Below are 20,735 nucleotides of genomic sequence, written 5' to 3'. Positions count from 1 at the left end.
GTTCAGACGGCCATTTCCGGCAGGTCGTTCGGGGCCACGAAGCGCACCAGCCGGCCGCCGCCCGCCTCCAGCAGCCGCCAGGGCGCGGCGATGGCGAACTCGGCCAGCGCGCCCGTGGGGTAGCCATCGGCCAGGCGCTGCGTGCCGGGCGCCTTGCCGGCCATGCCCGCCGGCCCCGCCAGCGCCAGGGCGAGGTCGTGCAGGCCCGGGTTGTGGCCGATCAGCAGCAGGCTGCGGGCCGTCTCCGGCGCCTCGCGCAGCGTCTCCAGCAGGCGCTGCCAGGGGGCCAGGTAGAGGTCGTCCATCGGCTCCACCATCGGGCTGTCCGGCAGCGGGGCCAGCGCCTCCAGCGTCTGCAGGGTGCGCCGGGCGGAGGAGACCAGCACGATGTCCGGCGACAGGCCGAGGCCGTGCATCACCCCCGCCATGGCGACGGCGGCGCGTTTCCCGCGCGCATTGAGCGGGCGGGCATGATCCGGCAGGCTGGGATCGTCCCAGGAGGATTTCGCGTGCCGTAGCAGGAGCAATTGCCGCATGTTCGGCAGTTTGGCACGCGGCGCGGCATCTGTCGCGGGGGAGGGCGCGCGGCAAGGGGGCGCAGGGGCGTGGCCGGCGCGGGGTTCCGCTTCGCGGCGGGCCGCCCATCTGGCAGAAGGCGCAACAGAGACCGGAGAGATGCGTATGGCCGAGCGGATCGTGGTGATCGGTGCCACCGGGGGGGTGGGCGGCGCCCTGGCGCGGCGCCTGGCCGCGCGCGGCGACGAGCCCTTCCTCATCGCCCGCGCCGCGGCGCGGCTGGCGGCGCTGGCCGGGGGGCCGGGCGCCCCGCATGCCGCCGCCGACGCGACCGACCCGGAGGCGCTGGCCGGCGCCATCGGCGCGGCCGGGCCGCGCCTCGGCGGGCTGGCCTACTGCGTCGGCTCGATCCCGCTGAAGCCGCTGAAGCGGCTGACGGCGGCCGACTTCCTGGAAGCCTTCCGGCTGAACGCGATGGGCGCCGCGCTGGCGGTCCAGGCCGCGCAGCCGGCGCTGGCGGCGGGCGGCGAGGGGATGGGCGGCGCGGGGGTGGTGCTGTTCTCCTCCATCGCGGCGCGGGCGGGCTTCCCCAACCATGCCGCCATCGCCGCCGCCAAGGGCGCCGTGGAGGGGCTGGTGGTGGCGCTGGGCGCCGAGCTGGCGCCCGCCATCCGCGTCAACGCCATCGCGCCCAGCCTGATGCGCACCGAGATGGCCGCGCCCCTCACCGCCAACGCGCAGATGGCCGAGGCGATCGCGAAGCTCCACCCGGTGCCCCGACTCGGCACGCCGGAGGATGCGGCGGCGCTGGCCGCCTTCCTGCTCTCGCCCGAGGCGGGCTGGATCAGCGGCCAGGTCATCGGCGCCGATGGCGGGCGCGCCACGCTGCGGAGCAAGGGCTGATGCGCCGCCGTGCCCTGCTCGCCGCGCCGCTGCTGCCGGCCCTGCTGCTGGCCGCGCCGCCCGCGGGGGCGATGCCGGCCGGCGGCTACCGCTTCCGCGTGCTGCGGGAGGGGCGGGAGATCGGCACCCACAGCGTGCGGGTGGAGCCGGGCGGGGTGACGCGCACCGTGGTGGCGCTGGAGGTGAAGCTGCTGTCCTTCACCGTGTTCCGCTACCACCACGACTATGCCGAGCGCTGGGAGGGCGGGCGGCTGGTGGGCTTCGCCTCGCGCCTGGAGAAGGACGGCAAGGTGCAGCTGCTGGATCTGCGGTCCGGCGCCGAGGGGCTGCGCGGCACCGGGCCGGAGGGGGCCGTCGCCCTGCCCGCCACGGCGGCACCGCTTTCCTGGTGGGCGCCGGAGCACCTCGACCGCCCGCTCTTCGACGCCGGCAGCGGCCTGCCGCTGACCGAGCCGCCCCTGCGGGACCGGGCGGACGGGATGACCCGCTGGCGCTGGCCGGCCCGCGACATGGTGGCGCTCTACGACGCCGCCGGCCGCTGGGTGGGCTTCACCATGCGCGGCGACGATGGCAGCGCCGTGCGCTACGAGCCCGCCTGAGGCGGCCTCGCGCCGCACATGCCTCGGCGACACAGCATTCACCATTGCTTCACCTCGTGCCGCACAAGAGGAATGAGCCGCCAGGACAAGGAAGCTCCACCTTGCGTATCCGCACCTTCTTTCTTGTCTGCTTCTGCGGCGTGGCCGTGACGGGCGGCATCACCTCCCTCTGGCAGTCCGCCGATGCGTGGGACGACTGGAGCCGGGCCAGCCGGGCGGGGCTGGCGACCCGCGCGGTCAGCGACGCGCAGCGCGCGCAGACGGCGGTAGCCGTGGAGGTCGGCGCCTACAGCCCGCTGCTGCGCAGCCCGGCCCCGGACATCGCCAGCTCACAGCGCGCCGCGCCGGAAACGGACCGGCTGCTGCGCCAGGCGGTGGAGAGCGTCGCCGCCGCCGGGCTCGACGCCGCCCCGGTGCGGGACCTCCTGGCCCGCGTGGTGGAGATGCGCGACCGCAGCCTGGCCGAGATGCGCCGCCCCCTGGCGGAGCGCGATGCCGCGATGCCCACCGCCGCCCAGCAGCTCCGCAACAGCGGCGTGGAGACCATGGCGCGGCTGGCAGCGGCGGCCTCCCGCCAGGTGGTGGAGATGGCGCCGGATGCCGGGCTGGTGCTGGAGGTGGCCAATGCCGTGATGGAGGCCCGCGATTTCGCCGGGCGGCGCAACACCGCCATCTCCTCCTGGGTTCTCGGCCAGCCGGTGACGGCGGCCGGAATGGACGCCGCCTTGCAGCAGACCGGACGCGTGGAGCAGGCTTGGCAGACGGCGCAGCGCCTGATCGCCGCTCTGCCGAGCAACCCGGCGCTTCAGGCGGCGCTGGAGGAGCAGCGCCGCGTCTTCCAGGGAGAGAGCGAGCCGCGCTGGCGCCAGCACCTCGAACGCGCCTGGCAGGCCCTGCAGGGGCGCCCTGTCATCTGGCCCATGCCGGCGGAGGAGTACCGGCCCTGGTCGATCGTGGCCCAGGCGCGGATGCTGTCGCTGCGCGACGCGGCGCTCGACGGCGCGATGGCGCTGGTGGAGGCGGGCGCCGCCAGGGCCCGGCTGCGCCTCGCCGCGGCCCTTGGCCTGGCCATGCTGGCCGCCGCCATGGCCGGGATCTCGGTGCTGCTGCTGCTGCGCCGGGTGGTGCTGCCGCTGCAGGCGCTCACCCAGCTGGTCACGCGCATCGCCGGCGGCGAGCTGAGCCTGGTCGTCCCCGGCCGTGACCGCCGGGACGAGCTTGGCAGCATGGCCTCGGCCATCGAGACGCTGCGCGCCAACTCGGCCGAGCGCCAAGCGATGGCGGCGGCGCAGCAGGAGGAGCAGCGCCAGCAGCTCGCCCGCGCCGAGCGGGTGGACACGCTGCTGCGCCGCTTCGAGGGGGAGACGGCGGAGGTGCTGCGCACCCTGGCGGCCTCGGCGGCGCGCATGGACTCGACGGCGGCGAACATGGTGGACATTGCCGCCAGCGGCAATGGCCGCGCCACCGCGGTGGCGCGTGCCTCGGAGCAGGCCAGCGGCAATGTGCAGACCGTGGCGGCGGCGGCGGAAGAGCTGACCGCCAGCATTGCCGAGGTGGCGCGCCAGGTGCGCGCCGGCGCCGCCCGCGCCCAGGCCGCGGCCGAGGCGGCGGCGAACACCGACCGCACGGTGCGCGGCCTCTCCGAGGCGGCAAGCCGGATCGGCGACGTGGTGCAACTCATCAGCGGCATCGCCGGCCAGACCAACCTGCTGGCGTTGAACGCCACGATCGAGGCGGCGCGGGCCGGGGAGAGCGGCAAGGGCTTCGCCGTGGTCGCCGGGGAGGTGAAGAACCTGGCCAGCCAGACCGCCCGGGCGACCGAGGAGATCGGCCAGCAGATCGCCGCCATGCAGGCCGAGACGGGCCGGACGGTGCAGGCGATTGCCGAGATCGGGCGGATGATCCGCGAACTGAACGATGCGACCGGCGCCGTGGCGGAGGCGGCCCAGCAGCAGGCGGAGGCGACACAGGAGATCGGCCGCGCCGTGGCCGAGGCGGCCTCCGGCACGCAGGAGGCCTCGCACCACGCCGCCGGCGTCAGCGAGGATGCCGCGCGCACCGGTGCCGCCGCCGAGGAGGTGCGCGGCGCGGCCGGCGACCTCGCCCAGCAGTCCGGCGGGTTGCGCGTCCAGATGGACGGCTTCCTCTCCGCCTTGCGCGCCGCCTGAGGCGGCGGCTACTCCGCCGCTTCCAGCCGCGAGCCGCCGGAGCGCACCACATCGCCCCGGCGCGGCGCGTGCAGCACCTCGGCCGTGATGCCGGGGATGTCCTTCACGCCTGTCAGCGCCATGCAGACATCCAGCTCCTTGCGGATGATCCGCAGCGCCTGGGCGACGCCCGCCTCGCCGCCCGCCGCCAGCCCGTAGAGCCAGGACTTGCCGATCATGCAGCCCCTGGCGCCGAGGGCCAGCGCCTTCATCACGTCCTGGCCGGAGCGGATGCCGCCGTCGAACATCACCTCGATCCGGTCGCCCACCGCCTCGGCGATGGCGGGCAGCACGGAGATGGAGGAGGGGGCGCCGTCGAGCTGCCGCCCGCCATGGTTGGAGACGACCAGCGCATCCGCCCCCGTATCGGCGGCGATGCGGGCGTCGTCCACGTCCAGCACGCCCTTCAGGATCAGCTTGCCCGGCCAGATGGAGCGGATCCAGGCGACATCCTTCCAGGAGAGGGAGGGATCGAACTGCCCGGCGATCCAGTGCGAGAGAGTGTTGATCCCGTCCTTGGCGCCCGGCGCCTCGGTCAGGTTGCCGAAGGTCTTGCGCTTGCCGCGCAGCACTTCCAGCGCCCAGCGCGGCTTGGTCGCCACGTCGAGCATGTTCCGCACGGTGAGCTTCGGCGGCACGGCCAGGCCGTTCTTGATGTCCTGGTGCCGCTGGCCCTGGATCTGCAGGTCCAGCGTCAGCACCAGCGCCGAGCACCGGGCCGCGATCGCGCGCTCCACCAGCGACCGGGCGAAGCCGCGGTCGCGCATCACGTAGAGCTGGAACCAGAAGGGCTTGCCCACCGCCTCCGCCACATCCTCGATCGAGCAGATCGACATGGTGGAGAGGGTGAAGGGAATGCCGAAGGCATGCGCCGCGCGGCAGCCATGGATCTCGCCATCGGCGTGGAACAGGCCGGTCAGCCCGGTGGGGGCGATGGCCACCGGCATGGCCACCGGCTCGCCCAGCATGGTGCTGGCGGTGCTGCGGTCGGAGACGTCAATCATCACGCGCTGGCGCAGCTTGAGGGCCGAGAGGTCGTCGCGGTTGGCGCGCAGCGTCGCCTCGTCATAGGAGCCGCGGTCGGCATAATCGAAGATGGCGCGCGGAATGCGCCGCCGTGCGATGCGGCGCAGGTCCTCGATGTTGGTGACGGGCGGCATGGGGCTCTCCTCGATGGCGCCTGTTCCATCCGGCGCGGAGATTATGGCAAAAAGATTTTACCATACCTGCCGGATACCGACCATTCCTGATCCAATCCGGCCGCCACCCCTCGCCGCCGCCATCGCCGCCTGTCCGGGAAAGCCGATGCTGGAAGGCATCCCGTGCCCTGGCGACCGCCTGGCTCCCGAGCGCAACCTGGCCAGGGCGCCGGATGTGTCGCGTCCATCGCCGCGGGAGGCGCGGGCGGCGCTGGAAGGGAAGGAGCCAGTGGAAGGAAACCACCCAGGGCGGCACCGCCCTGCGTGGTTCATGCACGGAATGGTGGGGACGCATGCCAACGCCGCCCCGGCAGCCGGGGCGGCGGCGGATGCGGCGCTGCACGAGCCCTCGCCAGGAGGAGACGCGCCTGGCCGCGGCACTCCGCAAGCGGGACCGGCACGGGCTGGCCGTGCCCTGAGCCGGCCGCCCCGCCCCCGGAGGTCGTGGTATCAGGCGGGGTTGCGCGGCATCGGGCTCGTCGTGCCGGAGCGGTCGTCTTCCACCTCCACCTCCTGGCGGCGCAGGTTCTCGTGCACCGTCTCCTGGCGCTGGCTGGCGTCCTTGCTCAGCGAGATCTCCTCGACGACCCGGGCCTCCTTGGAAACGACCGCCTCCTCGCCATGCTCGACCGCCTCGATGGTACGCTCGCGGAAGGCGTCATCGGCATCGGTGAGGGGGCGGTCCACGGCATGGCGCTCGACGTTGACATGCTCGTCGCGGAGGGAGACCTGCTCGGTCGCCTGGGTCTCGACCACGTAGGAACGCACGCGCACCCGGCCCCGCTCCGTCTCGCGCTTGCCGACGCGAAGCTGCTCCTCGACCACCGGGATCACGTCGCGCTCGCCGCCCAGGACGGCGGCATCCCGCCTCGTCTGCGGCAGGTCGCTGCCGGTCCCGCCGCTACCGATCCGGTCGCTGCCGGTCCCGCCGCTACCGACCCGGTCGCTGCCGGCCTGGTCGCTGCCGGTGAGGCCCGCGATGCCGCCCGCGGCGACCGCGTCACCGCCCGCCGCAACCGCGCCACCGCCCATGCCGGCGCCGGAGGCGATGCCGACACCGCCCGGCACGGAGGTCATGCTCGGCGTGGAGGCGGAGGTGCCGGCGTTGTAGCCGCTCCAGCCGCTGCCCCGCCACTCGACCTCACGCGAGTCGAGATCCACGGCGCCATTGCTCTCGAACACGTCCATGGCGTGGTCCACCTGTTCGTCGACCACTTCCACCGAGACGACGATGCCGCCGCGGCGAATGCCCTCGGAATAGGCGTAGCGGTCCTCGTCCGGCATGAAGAGGTTCTTCAGGGATGCCCAGACGCCCTGGTCCTCCTCGCCCTGCATGGTCCCCGTGGCAGCTTGCTCTTCCCGGCCATGGATGCGGACAAGATTGCGGTCCACCCCATCGTGGCTGGTCAGGTGGTCGACGACGTGCTGCGCCGCCTCGCGGGTGTCGAAAAGGCCGGTAATGGTGCAGGTCATGGGCTTCTCCTCAGATCGCCAATTCGTCACGAAATGTCTTTGCCCGGGTCGATGGAGGAATCGTCCGCTTCGGGTGCCAGCCGTTCGACAACGGCATGCTGAACCCGCCGCTCGACGGGTTGCCGCACCCATTCCTCCGTCTCGTCCATGCGGAGATGGATCTCTTCGCGCAGCACCAGCCGTTTCTCGACGACCAGCACCTCCTCGACCACCGGAATGATCAGGACGCCATCCACTTCCCGCGTCGGCGGAACCTCCTGGATTTCACGGTCGACCGGCACACGCTCCACGCTCGCATGGCTGCTGCGCAGGCTTTGCCCGACCTCCTCCGTTATGGTCCTGGTGCGGACCGAGACGCGCACGCGGCCTGTCTCGCGCCGGCGCGCCTCGACATGCAGCTCCTCCTCCGCCAACCGCAGAACGGCTTCAGGGTCCGTCTGGGCCGGCATCGGCATTCTCCCGTGGCATCCGGGATAGAACCGCGGGAGGGCGCGGTTGTTCCGAACCGATTGCAGCAAAGGGGGAGAAACCCCCGTTCTACCAGGGCAGGTCGATCCAGGAGAGGTGGCCGCCCTTGCCGGCGCCAGTGTCGAGGAACACCGCCCGGCCGCCGGCGGCGGCCACCGCCACATAGGGGCGGCCATCCAGGCTGCGCATCTCGTGCCCGCAATAGACGGTGATGCCGGAGGGGATGCGGTGTACCCAGTTGTGTAGCCGCTCCGGGTAGCCATCGGCGCGGGTGCGGCTGGTCACCTGGCCGAAGAGCGCGCGCGGCACCAGCCCCTCCGGCTTGTGGGTGCCGGCCTCGGGCGGCGAGGGTTCGCGCAGCATGCGCGGATGGAAGCCGCCATGCACGAACAGCCATGGCCCGAGCCGCAGCCAGGCCGGCGCCTGACCGATGGCCTCCATCGCGCGGGCCTTCAGCGCCGGCCCGTCCGGCGCGGCCTCGAGCTGCGCCAGGGTGACGCCCAGCCCCTCGGGGTCCGGCCGCACCAGGGCACCGGCCAGGGCACGGCGCAGCTTGTGGTCGTGGTTGCCCAGGATGAACAGGCCGCGCCCGGCATCGAGCAGGTCGCAGGCCATGCGCAGCGTGGCCGGATTGTCCGGCCCCCGGTCGGTCAGGTCGCCGAGCTGGAGGACGAAGAGCCGCTTTTCCGCCGCCCCCTCGATGGCGGCGGCGAAGGCGCGGGCGTCGCCATGCACGTCCCCCACCACGCGCAGCCCTGCGTAGTCGTTCCGGATCCGGGGCAGCAGCGCGGTGGCGGAGAGCGTCATTCCACCCCTTTCAACGATCTCAGGGCGGCCAGGGCACGGGCGCGCCCGGCCTCGTGATCGACCACCGGGTTGGGGTAGGTCCGGCCCAGCGCCACGCCGGCGCCGCGCAGCACCTCGGCGGGCGCCTCCCAGGGGCGGTGCAGCCACCTGTCCGGCAGCTTCGCCAGCTCGGGGACGAATTCGCGGACATAATGTCCGTCGGCGTCGAACTTCTCGCCCTGCATGATCGGGTTGTAGATGCGGAAATAGGGCGCGGCATCCACCCCGCTGCCGGCAATCCACTGCCAGTTCAGGCTGTTGTTGGCCAGGTCGCCGTCCACCAGCGTGTCCCAGAACCAGGCGGCGCCGTCCCACCAGGGCTGCAGCAGGTGCTTCACCAGCAGGCTGCCGACGATCATCCGCACCCGGTTGTGCATCCAGCCATGCCGCCAGAGCTGGCGCATGCCGGCATCGACGATGGGGTAGCCCGTCTGGCCCCGCTGCCAGGCGCGCAGCAGCGCCGGGTCCGGCTGGTAGGGGAATTTCGCGTATTCGGCGCGCAGCGGCCGCTCGGGCAGGGCCGGGTTGTGCCACAGCACATGGTGGGCGAATTCGCGCCAGATCAGCTCCTTGCGGAAGGTCTGCCGGGCCGTCGTGTCGCCGATGCCGCCCGCCGCGTGCCAGGCCTGGCGCGGCGAGATCTCGCCCCAGTGCAGGTGCGGCGAGAGGCGGGAGGTGCCGTCCTCACCGGGGAAGTCGCGCGCGCGGTCATAGCCCTCGGCGGTGGCGTCCACGAAGTCGTGCAGCCGGGCCGCGGCGGCGTCCTCGCCGGGCGTCCAGTATTCGGGGAAGGCGGCGGCCCAGTCCGGCTGCCGGGGCAGCAGGCCGAGGCCGGCCAGCTTCTCGCCCTGGCAGGGGTGCTTCACGCCCTTCAGCCGGCCCGGCGCCGGGATGGGCGGCGGCGGGTCGCCCAGCGCCATGACGGCGCGCGAGAAGGGGGTGTAGACCGCGTAGGGCTTGCCCTGCTGGGTGCGGATGCGCTCCGGCTCCACCAGCAGGCCGGAATTGTGCAGCGCCAGCGTGCGGCCCTCGGCCTCCAGCGCCTTCGCCACCGCCTCGTCCCGCGCGCGCGCCCAGGGCGCGTAGAGGCGCCCCGCCTGCACCGTCCGCGCGCCGGTCGCGGCGGCGAGGCGCGGGATCAGCGTGGCGGCCTCGCCGCGCAGCAGCAGCAGCGGCGCGCCGGCCCGCTCCAGCGCGGCGGCGAGGGCGGCGAGGCTGTGGTGCAGCCACCAGCGATGCGCGCCGCCCGGCGCCCAGCGCCCGGCGGCGGCATCGTCCAGGATATAGACGGGCAGCACCGGGCCGTCCGCGGCGGCATGCAGGGCGGGGTTGTCGGCCAGGCGCAGATCGTGGCGCAGCCAGAGCAGGGCGGGGGGTGTCTCGGTCATGGCACCGATGTGGGCTCGGGCCGCGTCTTGGAGAGGGCCGCGAGGTGCTTCATCGGGCCGACGGCGAAGCTGAACAGCCGCTCCTTCCCCAGCAGGAAGGCACGGCCCCCGCGCGGGAACAGCGCCGCCACGGGCGGCGCGGTGATGGAGAGCCCGCCCGTATAGGCGCCGAAGGCCGGCATCAGCAGCCGCCGCGCATCGGCGAGGAAGCAGGGGCGCTCCACCGGGCCGCAGCGCGTGGGCATGGCGGCGCGGGGGTGGAAGTGGCCGCTGACCTCGCCGGGGCGGGCGCCGGGCTGCCCCTCGTGCCGGAACAGCAGCGGGCCGAGGGAAAGCTCCTCCACCGCCTCGCCGGGCAGCGCCTCGGGCGGCAGCGGGTCGTGGTTGCCCAGCACCCAGCTCACCCGCCGCCCCGCCAGCAGGTGCAGCAGCGTGGCGCGGTCCGTGGCGTGCAGGCGGGCGGCGCCGGCGGCGTCGTGGAAGCTGTCGCCCAGGAAGACCAGATGCGCCGGGCTGTAGCGCCGCAGCAGCGCCGCCAGCCGCGCCAGCGTCTCCCGCGTGTCGTAGGGCGGCACCAGCTGGCCGCGCGCGGCGAAGTGGCTGCCCTTCTCCAGATGCAGATCCGAGAGCACGAGCAGCTGTTGCGCCGGCCAGAAGAGCGCGCCGGCCGGATCGAGGGCCAGGCGTTCGCCAGCCAGATGCAAGGGAGCGGAAATCATTGCTTCAACTGCGTTACCGGACGGAGGGCGGGGCGGGAAGGGGCGTTTTGGGGCGCGGGCGCCGATGCGGCGCTCAATGCGCCCCGTGGCGCAGCTTCTGCCGGGCGTAGCGCGGCGGGCGGCGCGCCCCGCGTGGCTCCCGGGGCGGGCGGGGCGTGGGGTGGGGGTCCAGCATCTCCAGCCCCAGCGTGCCGGTGAAGTGCTCGGCGCCCTCGGTCGCTTCGTCCACCAGCGCCTCGGCCTCGGCCAGCAGCGCGTCCTCGGCGGTGCCGGAGACCCATTCCCGCCCCTCCTCGATCAGCGCCGGCACGGCGAGCGGCGAGACGCGCTCCAGCTCCACATGGCGGATGCGCCCCTGGATGCGCGCCAGCAGCGCGCCGATGCGGCCGACATCGGTGAGCCCCGCCGCCGCCTCGGCGCGCGTCGCGCGCAGCAGGATGTGGTCGGGCTGGTGGCGGCGCAGCACGTCGTAGATGAGGTCGGCGCCCATGGTCATCTGCCGGCCGGACTTCTCCTGGCCGGGGTGGTTCTTCTCGAGCAGCCCGGCGATGGTGGCGATGTTGCGGAAGGTGCGGCGCAGCATGGAGCTGTCGGCGATCCATTCCTCCAGCTCCTCGCCGAGCAGGTCCTCGGTGAAGAGGGCGGCGGCGTCGGCCACGGGGAAGGCGGACCATGCGGCCACCACATAGTCGGTTGCGAGGAAGCCGAGCGGGCCGAGCCCCAGCCGCTCCATCCGCTTGGTGACGAGCATGCCCAGCGTCTGGTGCGCCAGCCGCCCCTCGAAGCAGTAGGCCACGGTGAACCACCGCCCGCCGCGCGGGAAGCTTTCTATCAGTAGCCCTTCGGCGGGGGGCAGCTCGGAGGCGTGGGCCTGGAGCTTCAGCCAGTCCCGCACGGGCGCGGGCAGGGCCCGCCACTGGCGCGGATCGGCCAGGATGCCGCGCACCCGGCGGGCGAGGTGGGTGGAGAGCGGCAGCCGGCTGCCGGCATAGGCGGGCACGCGCGGCTCGCCCTCGCCGCCGCGGCTGACGATGACGGCACTGACATCGAGCGCCTCGTAGCGCAGCACCTGGCCGCCGAAGATGAAGGTGTGCCCCGGCTCCAGGGTGGAGACGAACCATTCCTCCACCTCGCCCAGCACCGGGCCGCCGCGCAGCCGCACCTTCATCAGCGGCGTCTCGACGATGGTGCCGAGATTCATCCGCAGCTGCCGTGCCACCTGGGGCCCGCGCACATGGACCAGCCCCTCGGCGTCCTGGAACAGCTTGCGGAACCGCTCATAGCCGGAGAGGGCGTAGCCGCCATCCGCGACGAAGCGCAGCACGTCGTCGAAATCCTGGCGGGCGAGGGCGGCGTAGGGGGCGGCGCGGGTCACCTCGGCATAGAGGCCGTCGGGGTGGAAGGGGGCGTGGCAGGCCATGGCCAGGATGTGCTGGGCCAGCACGTCGAGCCCCCCGGGGCGGGGCGGGTCGCCATCCACCTCGCCGGCGGCCACGGCCTGCACGGCGGCGCGGCACTCGATCACCTCGAAGCGGTTGGCCGGCACCAGCGCGGCGCGGCTGGCCTCGTCCATGCGGTGGTTGGCGCGGCCCACGCGCTGCAGCAGCCGCGCCACGCCCTTGGGCGCGCCGACCTGGATCACCTGGTCCACCGCGCCCCAGTCGATGCCGAGGTCGAGCGAGGCGGTGGCGACCACGGCGCGCAGCTTCCCCGCCGCCATCGCCGCCTCCACCTTGCGGCGCTGCTCGACGGTGAGCGAGCCGTGGTGCAGCGCGATGGGCAGGTTGTCCTCGTTCAGCCGCCACAGCGCCTGGAAGGCCAGCTCCGCCTGGGCACGGGTGTTGACGAAGACGATGCTCACCGCCGCCGCGCGCAGCCGGGCATAGACCTCGGGCATCGAGGCCAGCCCCATATGCCCGCCCCAGGGCAGCCGCCCCTCGGGGAGGATGACGTCGAGCGCCGGCGCGGCGCCGCCGGTGGCGCGCACCAGCCGCACGCTTTCGGGCCGGGCGTCCGGCGCCACCCAGGCGGCGATGGCCTCCGGGTGCGCCACGGTGGCGGAGAGGCCGACGCGGCGCAGCCGTGGCGCCAGGGTGGAGAGCCGCGCCAGGCAGAGCGCCAACTGGTCGCCGCGCTTGCCGCCGGCCAGGGCGTGCACCTCGTCCACCACGGCGCATTCGAGATTGCCGAACATCGCCGCCGCCTCGGGCAGGGAGAGCAGCAGGGTCAGGCTCTCCGGCGTGGTGAGCAAAATGTGTGGCGGCTCGGCGCGCTGGCGGGCGCGGCGGTTGGCGGGGGTGTCGCCGGTGCGGGTCTCGATGCGGATATCGAGGCCCATCTCCTCGACCGGCGCCGTCAGGTTGCGGGCGATGTCCACCGCCAGCGCCTTCAGCGGCGAGATGTAGAGCGTGTGCAGCCCCTCATGCGGGGTGCCGGCCCGGGCCGCGCGGTGCAGGCCGGCCAGGCTGGGCAGGAAGCCGGCCAGCGTCTTGCCGCCGCCGGTGGGGGCCACCAGCAGGGCGGATTCCCCCGCCTCGGCGGCCGCCAGCATGGCCAGCTGGTGCGGGCGGGGGCGCCAGCCGCGCGCGGCGAACCAGCTTGCAAAAGGTTCCGGCAATGTTCGCATCGGTGGGGGCGGATATGGCGGTGTTTCCACCCCCTGCCAAGCTTGGCCTTTCCGGCCGGGGGCGTTTACTGCAACGCGCCCCAGCGATCGACCGCCGGCTCCGCGCTGGCCCATTTCCAGCCCTCCGCCTGGCGGCAGGCGGTGGCGACGAACAGCCCCTCGGGCGGCGCCTCCGGCTTGTCGCCGGCCACCGAGAACAGCACCTCGCGGCAGGCGGCCAGCGGCGTGTCGATCACCCGCGTCACCTGGAGCTGTCCGGCCGCGTCGCTGTAGCCGAAGGGCAGCTCGTGGGCGATCTGCCAGGGGCGGCTCTCGCCCGGCGCCATCTCGCCGGCGGCGCGGGCGATGGCGTCCTGCTCGTCCCGCTTCAGCCCGCGCATCCAGCCGCCGATGGCGGCATTGGTGGCGGAGCGGACGCCGAGGCCCACCGCGTAGCCCACCGCCGGGTTGGCGGTGACGGCGCCGGTGGTGGCGCCCGAGACGCCGCCGGCGATGCCGCCGATCAGGTCGCAGCCGCCCAGCAGCAGCGCGCCCAGCGGCAGCGCCGCCAGGGAAAGGCGCCTCACTGCAGCGCCCCCCAGCGCTCGGTGGCCGGCTCGGCGCTGGCCCATTTCCAGCGCGTGCCGTTCTGGCAGATGATGGCAGTGTAGAAATCGGCCGCCTGCTTCTCGGCCTCCACCGAGAAGACGATCTCGCGGCAGCGCAGCGAGAGGGCGCCGATCTCGCGGCTGACCGTCACCTGCCCCGCGCGGTCCTCGGCGATGGGCAGGCTGTGGGCGATCGACCAGCGCGCCACGCGGCCCGCCGGCAGCGGCCCGGCGGCACTGGCGATGCTGTCCTGCTCGGCGCGCTGCAGGCGGCGCTGGGTGTATTGCAGCCCCGCCCGCGCCGCCGACTGCACGCCGATGCCGATGCCGGCGGCCACCGCGCCATTGTCCGTCACCGCGTCGGCCAGGGCGGCGCCGCCGATGCCGGCGAGGTCGGCCGAGCCTTCCGAGAGCACGGCGTTGCAGCCCGGCAGGACTGCCAGCAGGGCGAGGAGGAACACGGGCTTCATCGTTGGGCATCCCTCCCGGGCCATGGGTCTGGCTTCCGGGATAGCCCGGTTTTCCACCCCGGGCCAAGCCCGGCCCTGGCCCGGAGGCGGGAACGAGCGCGTGCCCGCCCGGTTCCGACCCCATCGCCACGGACCGGGAGGATGCCATGAACCGCCTGAAATCACCGACGGGCCGCCGCGCCTTCGGCGCCAGCCTGGCGGCCGGGGCCGGCGCCCTGCTCTGCGCCTGCGGCCAGGCGCGCGCCCAGCATGCGGCGGCGCCGGAGGTGCCGGGCGGGCCGCCCTCCACCCGCAGCCGGGCGCTCGGCGCGGGGGCGGCGCTGCTGCAGGCCAAGGCGCCGCTGAACGCCATGGACCTCTACCTGAACGGCTTCCACTTCTACGCCGACGAGGCGGGCCGCCCGGTCGAGGCGCACCACTACTGCACCCATCTGACCGAGGAGATGCACCAGTGCGTCATCTTCGACAGCAACGAGGAAGGGGCGCGGCTGATCGGCATCGAGTACATCGTCTCGGAGCGCCTGTTCCGCGAATTGCCGGAGGAGGAGAAGCCGCTCTGGCACAGCCACCACTACGAGACCACCTCCGGCCAGCTGGCCATGCCCGGCGTGCCGGAGGCGGTGGAGACGGTGGCGATGCGCCAGCTCTCCACCACCTACGGCAAGACCTGGCACACCTGGCAGGTGGACCGTGGCGACGCCCTGCCGCTCGGCATTCCGCGGCTGATGATGGGCTACACCGCCGACGGCCAGCTCGACCCGGCGAAGCTCGCGGCGCGGGACGAGAAGCTGGGCATCGACACGGCGGCGAAGCGCCGCGCCCGCGCCGAGATCCCGGTGCCGGAGGTGGCCCCCGGCGCCAATGCCTGGGAAGGCGGCCAGACCCCGCAGCTCCGCCTCGAGCAGGTGCCCGTGCGGAAGCCCTGAGCCTGCGGCCGGGGGAGGGGAAGCCCTTCTCCCTCCCCGGCGGTGGCTACGGGTCGAGCCGTTGCAGCACCCGGTCGATGAAGGCGTCCGTCGCGCCCAGGTAGTTGGCCGGCTCGGTCAGCCGGGCGATGGCCGCCTCGTCGAGCGCCGCGCTGATGCATTCGTCGCGGCGCAGCGCCTCGGCCAGCGGGATGGAATCCGCCAGGGCCACGTCGCAGGCATGGTGCACCGCATCATGCGCCGTGCCGCGGCCGATCAGCTCGGCCAGCGCCATCATCACCGCCTCGGCCATGATGAGGCCGCCGCTGGCATCGAGGTTGCGGCGCATCCGGGCGCCATCCACCGTCAGCCCCTCGGCGATGGTGACGGCCTGGGCCAGCGCGCCATGCGCCAGGGTGAAGGCCTGCGGCAGGGCCAGCGGCTCGGCCTGCCAGGGGCCGGTGCCGCGCTCCTGGTCCACCGCCATGGCGCCGAGCATCTGCGGCACCAGCGCGTGCACGCCACGCGCCTGCGCCAGCACGTATTCGCAGGCAATCGGGTTGCGCTTCTGCGGCATGGTGGAGGAGCCGCCGCGCCCCGGTGCATGCGGCTCGAACACCTCCGCCACCTCGCTCTGCATCAGCAGCATCACGTCCGTGGCGAGCTTGGAGAGCGCGCCGGTGAGCAGGCCGAGGAAGCAGACGGCCTCCGCCATGGTGTCGCGCGCGACATGCCAGGGCGCGTCCGGCATGGCGAGGCCGAGCTCCTCCGCCAGCGCCTCCGCCACCTCCAGCCCACGCCCGCCCAGCGAGGCGAGGGTGCCGGCGGCGCCACCGAACTGCACCTTCAGCAGGCGCGGCAGCAGCTGGTCCAGCCGCTCCCGCATGGTGATCAGCGGCGAGAGCCAGATGGCGCATTTGTAGCCGAAGGTGACGGGCAGCGCGTGCTGCAGGTGGGTGCGCCCCGCCATCACCAGCCCGCGGTGCTCCCGCGCCTGCCGGGCCAGCGCCTGGTTCAGCCGGTCCAGGTCGGCGCCCAGCAGCGCGAAGGCCTCGCGCAGCTGGAGCACGATGGCGGTGTCCATGATGTCCTGGGTGGTGGCGCCCCAATGGGTCCAGCGCCCCGCCTCGGTGCCGGCGAGCAACGAGAGCTGCTTGACCAGCCCCACCACCGGGTAGCCGGTGTTGCGCGTGGCGCGCGCCAGCGCCGGCAGGTCCAGCTTCTCGATCGAGGCCACCTCGGCGATGGCCGTGGCGGCTTCCTCGGGGATGATGCCGAGCCGCGCCTGGGCGCGGGCCAGCGCCGCCTCCACCGCCAGCATCTGCCCGATGAAGGCCCGCTCGCCGATCACCGCCCGCATGGCATCGGTGCCGTAGAGGACGGAGAGCACGGCGCCATCGGCTGGGTTGACGGAAAGCATGCGGCTCAGATCTCCAGGAACACGGTTTCGCCCTCGCCCTGCAGGCGGAGGTCGAGCACCCATCGCGCCGCGCCCTCGGGGCGGGCGATCAGGGTGGCGCGGCGCTCCGGCTCGGCGATGGCGGCGAGCAGCGGGTCGGTCTCGTTCAGCGCCTCGCCCGCGAAGTAGAGGCGGGTGACGAGCGGCTTCAGCAGGCCGCGGGCGAAGATGGAGAGTGCCACATGCGGCGCCTGCCAGCCATTGCCGCCGCCGGCCGCCGGCACCGGGCCGGGGCGCAGCGTGACGAAGCGGTAGCGCCCCTCGCGGTCGGTGGCGCAGCGGCCGAAGCCGTGGAAGGGGCCGTCGTAGCGGCCATCCGGGCCGGCCTGCCAGATCTCCACCATCGCATCCGTCACCGGGCTGCCGGCGCCGTCGGCGATGCGCCCGGCCAACTCGATGCGGCTGGTAGCGAGGCCGGCATTCGGCCCGTCGGCACGCAGCAGGTCGGCCCATTCGGGATGGTCGATCAGGTGCCAGTAGGGGCCGGCGGTCTGGCTGGCGGTGGCGCGCGCGCCGCTCATTCCGGGTGGTCCTCCTCGAAGGGCGTCGCGGCACGGCCACGGAGCACGATATCGAACCGGTAGCCCAGCGCGCGGTTCGGCTGGGTGATGCCGAGGTCGAAGCGCGCCACGAGCCGCTCCCGCGCGGCGGCATCGGGCGTCGCGTTGAAGATGGGGTCGAGCGGCAGCAGCGGGTCGCCGGGGAAGTACATCTGGGTGATCAGCCGCTGCGCGAAGCCGGCGCCGAACAGGCTGTAGTGGATGTGCACCGGGCGCCAGGCATTGTGGTGGTTGCCCCACGGGTAGGCGCCGGGGCGGATGGTGGTGTAGCGGTACCAGCCTTCCTCGTCGGTGAACACCCGCGCCTGGCCGGAGAAATGCGGATCGAGCGGCGCGTCATGCGTGTCGCCCGGGTGGGCGTAGCGGCCGGCGGCGTTGGCCTGCCAGATCTCCAGCATGGTGCCGCGGAGCGGGCGGCCATCCTCGTCCAGCACCCGGCCGGCGACGATGATGCGCTCGCCCACCGCCTCGCCGCCGGCATGGCGCGTCATGTCGGGCATCGGCGCGTAGAGGGCCGGGCTCATCGCCGGCGCGGTGGTCTCGGTGGGGCCGTGCGGCACGCGCAGCAGCGGGCGCACGGGGTGGCGCAGCCGCGTGCTGCCGTAATCCGGCACGTCGTACTCCGGCTGGGTGCCTGGCCGGGGCCGGCGATAGCCGTCCGGGCTTTCGGTCATGTCGCTTCCTCCATGGCGCGCAGCGTCTCCTTGGCGAGCTTCAGCGCGTGATTGGCCACCGGCACGCCGGCATAGGCGCCCACCTGCAGCAGCAGCTCGGCCAACTCCTCCGGCGTCACGCCGGTCTGGCGCGTGGCCTTCACATGCAGCACGAACTCCTCATGCCGGCCGAGGGCTGCCATCATGGCAAGAGTCAGCAGGCTGCGCGCGTGGCGGGAGAGGCCGGGGCGGGTCCAGATCTGCCCCCAGACGTTGCGGGTGATGTAGTCCTGGAAGGGCGCGTCCAGCGCCGTGACGGCGGCGCTGGCGCGCGCCACATGCGCCTCCCCCAGCACGGCGCGGCGCACGGCGAGGCCCGCCTCCAGCGGGTCCGGCGCGGGCGCGGCCAGGGCGCCGAGATGCGCCAGCATCGCCGCCGTCACCGTCTCCGCCGCCTCGTAGTTCGGGATGTGCCGCATCCCTGGCAGAACGACGAGGCCGGCGCCGGGGATGCCGTCGCGCAGCGCCTCGGCCGCCGCGATGGGCGAGGCCGGGTCCAGCTCGCCCACCAGCAGGGTGGTGGGGGCGCGCACGCGGCCCTCCACCCCGGCGGCGCGCGCGTCGCGCAGCGCGGCGGCGGCGCCGGCATAGCCCTCCGCGTCGGTGCGCAGCAGCATGGTGCGCAGGCCGAGGCCGGAGGGCGCGTCGGGCTGCGACACCCAGCGCGGCATCACGGCATCGGCCAGCACCTGCGTGCCCTCGGCCCGCACGGCGTCGATGCGCGCCTGCCAGGTGGCGGGGTCCGGGTACTCCAGCGCGGCGCCGATCAGCAGCAGGGAAGCGACGCGTTCCGGGAAATCCGCCGCCAGCTGCAGCGCGATGCGCCCGCCGATGGAAAGCCCCGCCACATGCGCGCGCGTGATGCCCAGCGCGTCGAGCAGCGCCACCACGTCCCGCGCCAGCCCCTGCATGGTGTGGTCGCCCGGCGTCACGCCGGTGAGGCCGTGGCCGCGCATGTCGGGGCGGATGACGCGGAAGCACCGCGCCAGGGCCGGGGCCTGCGGGTCCCAGACATGCTGGGTGGTGCCGATGGAGTGCAGCAGCACCAGCGGCGGCGCATCCTGCGGACCCTCGACGACGCAATGGACCAGATGATCCGCAATCTGGATGAACATGGCTTTTGCCGATCCGCCTTGTATCGATGTGCCGCGACGGTCGCGCCCGCGGTGGCGCCGGTCAATACCCCGTGAAATGCGGCTCAGCCCAGCCACCGCACCAGCGCAAGGGACAGCGCCGGAAAGGCGACGCAGAGCAGCAGCCTTACCACGTCCATGGCCAGGTAGGGCAGCACGCCGCGGTAGATGCGGGCCATCGGCACGTCCCGCGCCAGGGCGGCGACGACGAAGACGTTCAGCCCGATCGGCGGCGCGGTGAGGCCGATGCCCACCACCACCAGCACCAGCACGCCGAACCAGATCGCCGTCTCCTCCGGCGTCAGGCCGAAATCGAGCGCGGTGACGACGGGGAAGAAGATCGGCAGCGTCAGCAGGATCATCGCCAGCTCGTCCATCACCGCGCCGAGCACGATGTAGCTGAGCAGCAGCAGCGCCAGGATGCCGTAGGGCGGCAGCGCCTGCTCCGAGATCCACAGCGCCAGCAGGTCCGGCGCCTGGGTCAGCGCCAGGAAGGCGTTGAACACCTCGGCGCCAAGCAGGATGACGAAGATCATCGCCGTGGTCTCGGCGGTGCCGCGCAGCGCCTGCCACAGCCCGGCAAGGCCCAGGCTGCCGCGCAGCAGCGCCACCGCCAGCGTCGCGACGACGCCGATGGCCGCGCTCTCGGTCGGCGTGAAGACGCCGCCATAGATGCCGCCGACCACGATGACGGCGATGGCCAGCACCGGCAGCACGGCGCGCAGCGCGGCGCGGCGCCCGGCGGCGGAGAGGGCGGGGGCGGGGGGCATCGCCTCCGGCCGGCGCCGCGCCAGCAGCAGGATGGCCAGCGTATAGAGCGCCGCCGCCAGCAGCCCGGGGATGAACGCCGCCATGAACAGCTTGGCGATATTCTGCTCCGTGCTGATGGCATAGACCACCAGGATGACGCTGGGCGGGATCAGGATGCCCAGCGTGCCGCCCACCGCGATGGTGCCGGCGGCGAGGCCGGGCTCGTAGCCGTGGCGCCGCAGCTCGGGCAGGGCGGCGCGGCCGAAGGTGGCGGTGGTGGCCACCGAGGAGCCGCACACCGCGCCGAACGCCGCGCAGGCGCCGATGACGCCGATGGCCAGGCCCCCGCGCCGCTGGCCCACCAGCGCCTGGGCGGCGGTGAACAGGTCGCCCGCCAGCCCGCCGCGCTCGGCGATGGCACCCATCAGGATGAAGAGAGGGATGACGGAGAAGGTGTAGCTGGCGAAGAGATGCCAGGGCGTGGCCTTCAGGTAGTTGGCCAGCACCTCCCACCCCACGATGTGCTGGTAGCCGAAGGCGCCCACCAGCAGCATGGCCAGCCCCACCGGCGCCCGCAGCGCGATGAGCAGCAGCAGCGCGCCGAAGCCGGTGCCGGCGAGCAGGAACTCCTCGCTCATGGCTTCTCCGCCGCCTGCAGGGCGCAGCGCAGCGCCGCCAGGGCGGTGGCCAGCAGCGCCAGCGCGCCGAGGCCGATGGCCCACCACAGCGGCATGGAGAGCACCATGCTGCGCGTGTCGCTGCGCCACGCATCGAGCGCGCCGAGCACCATGCGCCAGCCCAGCAGCGCCGCCGCAGCGGCCCAGACGAGATTCCAGAAGGCGTCGATGACGCGGCACAGCCCGGTGGGCAGCCAGCTCGTGAAGCTGTCCACCAGGATGTTGGCGCGCCGCAGCGTGCCGAAGGCCAGGAAGCCGAACACGGCGAGGCCCGAGCCGGCCTGCACCAGCTCGAAATCGCCCGGGATGGGCTGGCCCAGCAGCCAGCGCCGCAGCACGCTGGCCGCGGTGAGCAGGGCGGTGGCCAGCAGCATGGCGCCGCCGGCCAGCATCAGCGCCCGGCAGAGCAGCGCCACCGGGCCATGCTGCGGCCGGCCTCCGGGGGAGGCGGTCAGGGCCATTGGGTACGGCTCCGGCAGGGGGCGGGGGTCATGGCGGGGCCTCCTGGGGCGGCGGCGTTCGGGCGGGACGCCGGCT

Annotated in this window: 20 protein-coding genes; 4 read left to right on the top strand and 16 right to left on the bottom strand. The window is 73.7% G+C overall.

The features are described 5' to 3' along the window. Positions 1–2: 2 nt before the first annotated feature. A complete protein-coding gene (locus ACFOY6_RS04580) occupies positions 3–536 on the bottom strand; it encodes a SixA phosphatase family protein (RefSeq protein WP_109515012.1) in 534 nt (177 codons plus the stop codon). Between the two features lie 145 nt (positions 537–681). On the opposite strand from ACFOY6_RS04580, the gene ACFOY6_RS04575 reads away from it, so the two are divergent. The 3 genes from ACFOY6_RS04575 to ACFOY6_RS04565 all read left to right on the top strand — a co-directional run bounded on the left by ACFOY6_RS04575 (position 682) and on the right by ACFOY6_RS04565 (position 4,186). Further along, positions 682–1,419: an SDR family NAD(P)-dependent oxidoreductase gene (locus ACFOY6_RS04575; protein ID WP_379649193.1), complete on the top strand. Its 738-nt coding sequence runs from the start codon at positions 682–684 to the stop codon at positions 1,417–1,419. Continuing rightward, entirely contained in the window at positions 1,419–2,018 is a 600-nt protein-coding gene (locus ACFOY6_RS04570) for a DUF6134 family protein (RefSeq protein WP_379634996.1), read from the top strand. Before ACFOY6_RS04575 ends, ACFOY6_RS04570 begins: the two co-directional genes overlap by 1 nt. A 101-nt stretch (positions 2,019–2,119) precedes the next feature. Further along, a complete protein-coding gene (locus tag ACFOY6_RS04565; protein ID WP_379649191.1) occupies positions 2,120–4,186 on the top strand; it encodes a methyl-accepting chemotaxis protein in 2,067 nt (688 codons plus the stop codon). A gap of 8 nt (positions 4,187–4,194) precedes the next feature. Here the strand turns inward: ACFOY6_RS04565 and ACFOY6_RS04560 are convergent, their stop codons facing one another. From ACFOY6_RS04560 to ACFOY6_RS04520, 9 genes are all read right to left on the bottom strand, one after another. Next, positions 4,195–5,385, bottom strand: a complete 1,191-nt coding sequence (locus ACFOY6_RS04560; protein WP_379649189.1) for an alpha-hydroxy acid oxidase — start codon at positions 5,383–5,385, stop codon at positions 4,195–4,197. Between the two features lie 489 nt (positions 5,386–5,874). Then, positions 5,875–6,897, bottom strand: a complete 1,023-nt coding sequence (locus ACFOY6_RS04555; protein ID WP_379634988.1) for a DUF2382 domain-containing protein — start codon at positions 6,895–6,897, stop codon at positions 5,875–5,877. 26 nt (positions 6,898–6,923) lie between these two features. Continuing rightward, complete coding sequence (locus tag ACFOY6_RS04550; protein WP_379634986.1) at positions 6,924–7,346, bottom strand: DUF2382 domain-containing protein; 423 nt, start codon at positions 7,344–7,346, stop codon at positions 6,924–6,926. An 88-nt stretch (positions 7,347–7,434) separates the two neighbouring features. After that, complete coding sequence (locus ACFOY6_RS04545; RefSeq protein ID WP_379649187.1) at positions 7,435–8,172, bottom strand: metallophosphoesterase; 738 nt, start codon at positions 8,170–8,172, stop codon at positions 7,435–7,437. Further along, complete coding sequence (locus ACFOY6_RS04540; protein WP_379649185.1) at positions 8,169–9,599, bottom strand: cryptochrome/photolyase family protein; 1,431 nt, start codon at positions 9,597–9,599, stop codon at positions 8,169–8,171. Before ACFOY6_RS04540 ends, ACFOY6_RS04545 begins: the two co-directional genes overlap by 4 nt. Beyond that, positions 9,596–10,303 (bottom strand): ligase-associated DNA damage response endonuclease PdeM, encoded by a 708-nt coding sequence (gene pdeM / locus ACFOY6_RS04535; protein ID WP_379649183.1) that lies wholly within the window; start codon positions 10,301–10,303, stop codon positions 9,596–9,598. The genes ACFOY6_RS04540 and pdeM overlap by 4 nt, the downstream gene beginning before the upstream one ends. A gap of 88 nt (positions 10,304–10,391) precedes the next feature. After that, entirely contained in the window at positions 10,392–12,944 is a 2,553-nt protein-coding gene (locus ACFOY6_RS04530; RefSeq protein ID WP_379649181.1) for a ligase-associated DNA damage response DEXH box helicase, read from the bottom strand. A 65-nt stretch (positions 12,945–13,009) separates the two neighbouring features. After that, on the bottom strand, positions 13,010–13,510 hold the full coding sequence (locus ACFOY6_RS04525; RefSeq protein WP_245906029.1) for a hypothetical protein: 501 nt from the start codon (positions 13,508–13,510) through the stop codon (positions 13,010–13,012). Then, complete coding sequence (locus tag ACFOY6_RS04520) at positions 13,507–14,001, bottom strand: hypothetical protein (RefSeq protein ID WP_181377954.1); 495 nt, start codon at positions 13,999–14,001, stop codon at positions 13,507–13,509. The genes ACFOY6_RS04525 and ACFOY6_RS04520 overlap by 4 nt, the downstream gene beginning before the upstream one ends. A gap of 146 nt (positions 14,002–14,147) precedes the next feature. On the opposite strand from ACFOY6_RS04520, the gene ACFOY6_RS04515 reads away from it, so the two are divergent. Further along, entirely contained in the window at positions 14,148–14,927 is a 780-nt protein-coding gene (locus ACFOY6_RS04515; protein ID WP_109515024.1) for an OBAP family protein, read from the top strand. Positions 14,928–14,973: 46 nt separating this feature from the next. On the opposite strand, the gene pcaB is transcribed toward ACFOY6_RS04515, so the two are convergent. The 6 genes from pcaB to ACFOY6_RS04485 all read right to left on the bottom strand — a co-directional run bounded on the left by pcaB (position 14,974) and on the right by ACFOY6_RS04485 (position 20,659). Next, positions 14,974–16,326 carry a 3-carboxy-cis,cis-muconate cycloisomerase gene (gene pcaB, locus ACFOY6_RS04510; RefSeq protein ID WP_109515025.1) on the bottom strand — a complete coding sequence of 451 codons (1,353 nt, stop codon included), beginning with the start codon at positions 16,324–16,326 and terminating at the stop codon, positions 14,974–14,976. A 5-nt stretch (positions 16,327–16,331) separates the two neighbouring features. Then, on the bottom strand, positions 16,332–16,886 hold the full coding sequence (gene pcaG, locus ACFOY6_RS04505) for a protocatechuate 3,4-dioxygenase subunit alpha (protein ID WP_379634977.1): 555 nt from the start codon (positions 16,884–16,886) through the stop codon (positions 16,332–16,334). After that, on the bottom strand, positions 16,883–17,599 hold the full coding sequence (gene pcaH, locus ACFOY6_RS04500; RefSeq protein WP_379649178.1) for a protocatechuate 3,4-dioxygenase subunit beta: 717 nt from the start codon (positions 17,597–17,599) through the stop codon (positions 16,883–16,885). The genes pcaG and pcaH overlap by 4 nt, the downstream gene beginning before the upstream one ends. After that, positions 17,596–18,753, bottom strand: a complete 1,158-nt coding sequence (gene pcaDC / locus ACFOY6_RS04495; protein ID WP_379649176.1) for a bifunctional 3-oxoadipate enol-lactonase/4-carboxymuconolactone decarboxylase PcaDC — start codon at positions 18,751–18,753, stop codon at positions 17,596–17,598. Before pcaDC ends, pcaH begins: the two co-directional genes overlap by 4 nt. Before the next feature lie 83 nt (positions 18,754–18,836). Further along, entirely contained in the window at positions 18,837–20,159 is a 1,323-nt protein-coding gene (locus ACFOY6_RS04490; protein ID WP_379649174.1) for a TRAP transporter large permease, read from the bottom strand. Next, on the bottom strand, positions 20,156–20,659 hold the full coding sequence (locus tag ACFOY6_RS04485) for a TRAP transporter small permease (RefSeq protein WP_379649172.1): 504 nt from the start codon (positions 20,657–20,659) through the stop codon (positions 20,156–20,158). Before ACFOY6_RS04485 ends, ACFOY6_RS04490 begins: the two co-directional genes overlap by 4 nt. Between the last annotated feature and the right edge of the window lie 76 nt (positions 20,660–20,735).

The sequence above is a fragment of the Teichococcus aestuarii genome, assembly GCF_042651065.1.
In the GTDB taxonomy this organism is placed as follows: domain Bacteria; phylum Pseudomonadota; class Alphaproteobacteria; order Acetobacterales; family Acetobacteraceae; genus Pseudoroseomonas; species Pseudoroseomonas aestuarii.
Note: the sequence above shows the minus strand (reverse complement) of the source record. Positions and strands in the feature narration are given on the sequence as shown.

Coding starts and splice junctions, on each gene's coding strand:
- pcaH (WP_379649178.1), bottom strand. CDS start 17,599: ATGACCGAAAGCCCGGACGGCTATCGCCGGCCCCGGCCAGGCACCCAG.
- pcaB (WP_109515025.1), bottom strand. CDS start 16,326: ATGCTTTCCGTCAACCCAGCCGATGGCGCCGTGCTCTCCGTCCTCTAC.
- ACFOY6_RS04580 (WP_109515012.1), bottom strand. CDS start 536: ATGCGGCAATTGCTCCTGCTACGGCACGCGAAATCCTCCTGGGACGAT.
- ACFOY6_RS04515 (WP_109515024.1), top strand. CDS start 14,148: ATGAACCGCCTGAAATCACCGACGGGCCGCCGCGCCTTCGGCGCCAGC.
- ACFOY6_RS04560 (WP_379649189.1), bottom strand. CDS start 5,385: ATGCCGCCCGTCACCAACATCGAGGACCTGCGCCGCATCGCACGGCGG.
- ACFOY6_RS04545 (WP_379649187.1), bottom strand. CDS start 8,172: ATGACGCTCTCCGCCACCGCGCTGCTGCCCCGGATCCGGAACGACTAC.
- ACFOY6_RS04555 (WP_379634988.1), bottom strand. CDS start 6,897: ATGACCTGCACCATTACCGGCCTTTTCGACACCCGCGAGGCGGCGCAG.
- ACFOY6_RS04520 (WP_181377954.1), bottom strand. CDS start 14,001: ATGAAGCCCGTGTTCCTCCTCGCCCTGCTGGCAGTCCTGCCGGGCTGC.
- pcaDC (WP_379649176.1), bottom strand. CDS start 18,753: ATGTTCATCCAGATTGCGGATCATCTGGTCCATTGCGTCGTCGAGGGT.
- pcaG (WP_379634977.1), bottom strand. CDS start 16,886: ATGAGCGGCGCGCGCGCCACCGCCAGCCAGACCGCCGGCCCCTACTGG.
- ACFOY6_RS04530 (WP_379649181.1), bottom strand. CDS start 12,944: ATGCGAACATTGCCGGAACCTTTTGCAAGCTGGTTCGCCGCGCGCGGC.
- ACFOY6_RS04575 (WP_379649193.1), top strand. CDS start 682: ATGGCCGAGCGGATCGTGGTGATCGGTGCCACCGGGGGGGTGGGCGGC.
- ACFOY6_RS04550 (WP_379634986.1), bottom strand. CDS start 7,346: ATGCCGGCCCAGACGGACCCTGAAGCCGTTCTGCGGTTGGCGGAGGAG.
- ACFOY6_RS04570 (WP_379634996.1), top strand. CDS start 1,419: ATGCGCCGCCGTGCCCTGCTCGCCGCGCCGCTGCTGCCGGCCCTGCTG.
- ACFOY6_RS04540 (WP_379649185.1), bottom strand. CDS start 9,599: ATGACCGAGACACCCCCCGCCCTGCTCTGGCTGCGCCACGATCTGCGC.
- ACFOY6_RS04490 (WP_379649174.1), bottom strand. CDS start 20,159: ATGAGCGAGGAGTTCCTGCTCGCCGGCACCGGCTTCGGCGCGCTGCTG.
- ACFOY6_RS04485 (WP_379649172.1), bottom strand. CDS start 20,659: ATGGCCCTGACCGCCTCCCCCGGAGGCCGGCCGCAGCATGGCCCGGTG.